Annotated in this window: 4 protein-coding genes; all 4 read right to left on the minus strand. The window is 58.2% G+C overall.

All coding sequences use genetic code 11. The features are described from left to right. Positions 1-171: 171 nt before the first annotated feature. Positions 172-1053, minus strand: coding sequence for a succinate--CoA ligase subunit alpha (gene sucD, locus WBR57_RS03135; RefSeq protein ID WP_092271321.1), 882 nt, complete (start codon positions 1051-1053; stop codon positions 172-174). Beyond that, positions 1053-2219, minus strand: coding sequence for an ADP-forming succinate--CoA ligase subunit beta (gene sucC, locus WBR57_RS03140; protein WP_003210567.1), 1167 nt, complete (start codon positions 2217-2219; stop codon positions 1053-1055). Before sucC ends, sucD begins: the two co-directional genes overlap by 1 nt. Positions 2220-2423: 204 nt before the next feature. Further along, on the minus strand, positions 2424-3860 hold the full coding sequence (gene lpdA / locus WBR57_RS03145) for a dihydrolipoyl dehydrogenase (protein WP_424082035.1): 1437 nt from the start codon (positions 3858-3860) through the stop codon (positions 2424-2426). A gap of 101 nt (positions 3861-3961) precedes the next feature. Beyond that, positions 3962-4916: 2-oxoglutarate dehydrogenase complex dihydrolipoyllysine-residue succinyltransferase (odhB, locus tag WBR57_RS03150; protein ID WP_424082037.1), on the minus strand; the 955-nt coding region annotated here is incomplete at its 5' end.

The following is a 4916-nucleotide window of genomic DNA, read 5'->3' on the forward strand; positions in this document are numbered from 1 at the left end:
GGAGCGGGCTTGCTCGCGAAGGCGGTCTTTCAGTTGTGAATCTGTTAACTGACACAGCGCTTTCGCGGGCAAGCCCGCTCCCACATTTTGGATCTTTACCAATGCCCGGAATGCACAAAGGCCACCCGAAGGTGGCCTTTGTGGGGGTGAAGCGTCAGCTCAGCGCGAGGCTTACTTGACAGCCCAACCGGTCAGCTCGGACAAAGCCTTGCCGATGTCTGCCAGCGAACGCACGGTTTTCACGCCTGCGTCTTCCAGGGCAGCAAACTTCTCGTCTGCAGTGCCTTTGCCGCCGGAGATGATTGCGCCAGCATGGCCCATGCGCTTGCCCGCAGGGGCAGTCACACCAGCGATGTAGGAAACAACCGGCTTGGTCACGTGTGCCTTGATGTAGGCAGCCGCTTCTTCTTCAGCCGAACCGCCGATCTCACCGATCATGACGATCGCTTCGGTCTTCGGGTCTTCCTGGAACAGTTTCAGGATGTCGATGAAGTTCGAGCCTGGGATCGGGTCACCGCCGATGCCGACGCAAGTCGACTGACCGAAACCGGCGTCAGTAGTCTGCTTCACAGCTTCGTAGGTCAGGGTGCCGGAACGCGAAACGATACCGACCTTGCCTGGCAAGTGAATGTGACCTGGCATGATGCCGATCTTGCATTCACCTGGGGTGATCACGCCTGGGCAGTTAGGGCCGATCAGGACTACGCCCAGCTCGTCGCACTTAACTTTAGCGTCCAGCATGTCCAGGGTAGGAATGCCTTCGGTGATGCAAACGATCAGCTTGATGCCGCCGAACGCTGCTTCCAGGATCGAGTCCTTGCAGAAAGGAGCCGGTACGTAGATCACGCTGGCAGTAGCGCCAGTTTGAGCAACAGCGTCTTTCACGGTGTTGAACACTGGCAGGCCCAGGTGCTCGGTGCCGCCTTTACCAGGGGTTACGCCGCCAACCATCTTGGTGCCGTATTCGATGGCTTGCTGGGTGTGGAAACTACCTTGCGAACCGGTAATACCCTGGCAGATAACTTTGGTGTCTTTATTGATCAGGACGCTCATTATTTGCCCTCCGCAGCTTTGACAACTTGTTGAGCAGCGTCGGTCAGGCTGGTAGCCGCGATGATGTTCAAACCGCTTTCTGCCAGTACTTTAGCGCCCAGTTCAGCGTTGTTACCTTCAAGGCGAACAACCACCGGGATTTTAACGCCCACTTCTTTCACTGCACCGATGATGCCTTCGGCAATCATGTCGCAACGAACGATGCCGCCGAAGATGTTGACCAGTACTGCAGCGACGTTGGAGTCGGACAGGATGATCTTGAACGCTTCGGTAACGCGTTCTTTGGTAGCACCACCGCCCACGTCGAGGAAGTTGGCTGGCTTGCCGCCATGCAGGTTGACGATGTCCATGGTACCCATGGCCAGGCCGGCACCGTTGACCATGCAACCGATGTTACCTTCCAGGGCCACGTAGTTCAGTTCGAACTTGGCAGCGTGCGCTTCGCGCGGATCGTCTTGCGACGGATCGTGGAAAGTCTTCAGCTTAGGCTGACGGTACATGGCGTTGGCGTCGATGTTGATCTTGGCGTCGAGGCAATGCAGATCGCCGTCAGCCTTGATCACCAGCGGGTTCACTTCCAGCAGGGCCAGATCGTGATCCTGGAACAGTTTGGCCAGACCGACGAAGATCTTGGCGAACTGGGCAACTTGCTTGCCTTCCAGGCCCAGCTGGAAAGCCAGCTCACGACCCTGGAATGGCTGAGCACCAACCAGTGGATCGATGGTGGCTTTCAGAATTTTTTCTGGGGTTTCTTCGGCGATCTTTTCAATGTCCACGCCACCTTCGGTGGAAGCCATGAACACGATGCGACGGCTCGAACGGTCAACGACAGCGCCCAGGTACAGCTCTTTAGCGATATCAGTGCACGATTCAACCAGGATCTTGGTGACTGGCTGGCCATTGGCATCAGTCTGGTAAGTCACCAGACGCTTGCCCAGCCATTGCTGTGCGAAGGCCTTGGCGTCTTCTTTGCTGCGAACCAGCTTAACGCCGCCCGCTTTACCGCGACCACCTGCGTGGACCTGGGCTTTGACAACCCACTCGGTACCACCGATTTTGTCGCAGGCTTCTGCTGCTGCTTCCGGGGTGTCTACTGCGTAGCCCTTGGAAACTGGCAGGCCGTATTCAGCGAACAGCTGCTTACCCTGATACTCGTGAAGATTCATGCTTTTTACCGTCTTCGTTAGGTACTGCGCATTCGGCGCTGCGCTCATTATGAGTGCCGCGCCACCTGTGACTGCTGCTTGCGCAACTTGCAGGGCTCAAGGCCCGTAAAGCTGCGCAAGACTGCGTCCAGCGGATATTCCGCGGTGAGTCTTGCGCGCAAGGCTCACGACGGGCAACTCCGCCGTGGTTTCTTATTATCTCGCTTAGCGCTTCTTCTTGTTGGCGATGTGGATGGCGCCGCCATTCACTGCCAACGCGGCTTCATGCAGCGCTTCGGACAGGGTCGGATGGGAGAAGACCATCATGCCCAGGTCCTCGGCGCTGGTGCCGAATTCCATACCGATCGCGCCTTGCTGAACCAGTTCTGCAGCGCTCGGGCCAATCACGTGGACGCCCAGTACGCGGTCAGTCTTGGCATCAGCGATGACTTTGACAAAACCACCGGTGTCGTTGGCTGCCATGGCACGGCCAGAAGCGGCAAACGGGAAGGTGCCGACGTTAACTTCAACGCCTTCAGCTTTCAACTGCTGTTCGTTCTTGCCGACCCATGCAATTTCCGGGTGGGTGTAGATAACCGATGGGATCAGGTCGTAGTTCATCTGGGTTTTGTGGCCCTTGATGCGCTCGACAACCATGATGCCTTCTTCGGAAGCCTTGTGCGCGAGCATCATGCCGCGAACCACGTCGCCGATGGCGTAGACGCCAGGCACGGTGGTAGCGCAGTGATCGTCAACGTGGATGAAACCACGCTCATCGATGTTCACGCCGCTGTCGGAAGCCAGCAGGTCGGTGGTCACTGGACGGCGACCCACGGCAACGATCAGCTTGTCGAAGGTGATGGTCTGCTCGCCTTCTTTATCGGTGTAGGTCACCACGACTTCTTCGCCGTTGACCTTGGAACCGGTAACCCGCGCGCCCAGCTTGATGTCCAGACCTTGTTTGGTCAGGGTTTTCAGCGCTTCTTTGGACACGGCGGTGTCGGCAGCCAGCAGGAACGTGTCCAGGGCTTCCAGAACGGTGACTTCGGAACCCAGGCGGGACCAAACCGAACCCAGTTCCAGGCCGATCACGCCGGCGCCGATCACGCCCAGACGTTTTGGCACCGATTGGAATTCCAGGGCGCCGGTCGAATCGACGATCACGTTCTGGTCAACGGGAGCAGGCGGAATGTCGATTGGACGCGAACCGGGTGCCAGGATCACGTTTTCGGCTTCGATCACTTCAACCGAGCCATCCGGCTTGGTGATTTCAACTTTCTTGCCGGCCAGCAGTTTGCCGTGACCTTGCAGGGAAGTTACGCCGTTGGCCTTGAACAAGGTGGCAACGCCGGAAGTCAGGCCCTTAACGATGTTGGCTTTACGGCCGACCATTGCTGGTACGTCCATGGTCACGCCAGCATGGTTGATGCCGTGGATCGCGAAACCGCTTTGGGCCTCGTGGAATTTCCAGGAGCTGTCCAGCAGCGCCTTGGAAGGAATGCAACCAACGTTCAGGCAAGTACCGCCCAGTGCCAGTTTGCCTTCCTTGTCGGTGTATTTTTCGATGCAAGCAGTCGAGAGGCCCAGTTGTGCGGCCTTGATGGCGGCAACGTAGCCGCCAGGACCTGCACCAATCACTACAACGTCAAATTTCTGCGACATGAAAATAGTTCCTCTATTTAGCAGCAAGCTTTCAAGCCGCAAGCCCCAGGTCCAGCTGCCTTATCCGGCAGCCTGTCACCCGAGGCCTGCAGCTGCTTCTATCAGATATCCAGCAGCAGACGAGCCGGGTCTTCCAGCAGGTTCTTGATGGTCACCAGGAAAGTCACGGCTTCTTTACCATCGATCAGGCGGTGATCGTAAGACAGTGCCAGGTACATCATCGGGCGGATCACGACTTGGCCGTTGATGGCCATCGGACGCTGGATGATGTTGTGCATGCCCAGGATCGCAGCTTGCGGAGGGTTGACGATCGGCGTCGACATCATCGAACCGAAGGTACCACCGTTAGTGATGGTGAACGTACCGCCGGTCATTTCGTCGATGGTCAGCTTGCCGTCACGGGCTTTCTTGCCGAAGCCGGCGATGCCGCCTTCGATTTCAGCCAGGCTCATCAGCTCGGCGTTACGCAGAACCGGAACCACCAGGCCACGGTCGCTGGACACGGCAACGCCGACGTCTGCGTAGCCATGGTAAACGATGTCGCCGCCGTCGATGGAAGCGTTGACTGCCGGGAAGCGTTTCAGCGCTTCGGTGGCGGCTTTCACGAAGAACGACATGAAGCCCAGGCGCACACCGTTATGGCTCTTCTCAAAGAGATCCTTGTACTTCGAACGCAACGCCATGACTTCGGTCATGTCGACTTCGTTGAAGGTGGTCAGCATCGCCATGTTCGACTGTGCTTCAACCAGGCGCTTGGCCACGGTGGCACGTACGCGCGTCATCGGCACACGCTTCTCGGTGCGGTCACCGGCAGCGAATACAGGTGCGGCGGCAGCCGGTGCAGCAGCCTTGGCCGGTGCGGCGGCTGGCGCGTTTTTCTTGGCTTCAACGGCAGCAACCACGTCTTCCTTGGTCACGCGGCCGTCTTTGCCGGTGCCTTTGATGGAAGCCAGGTTGATGTTGTTTTCTTCAGCCAGCTGACGCGCAGCCGGTGCAGCGATCGGGTCTTCGCCACCCGCAGCCGGCGCGGCAGCAGGCGCCGAAGCAGCAGCGGCC

It is taken from the genome of Pseudomonas sp. (genome assembly GCF_049590575.1).
In the GTDB taxonomy this organism is placed as follows: Bacteria; Pseudomonadota; Gammaproteobacteria; order Pseudomonadales; family Pseudomonadaceae; genus Aquipseudomonas.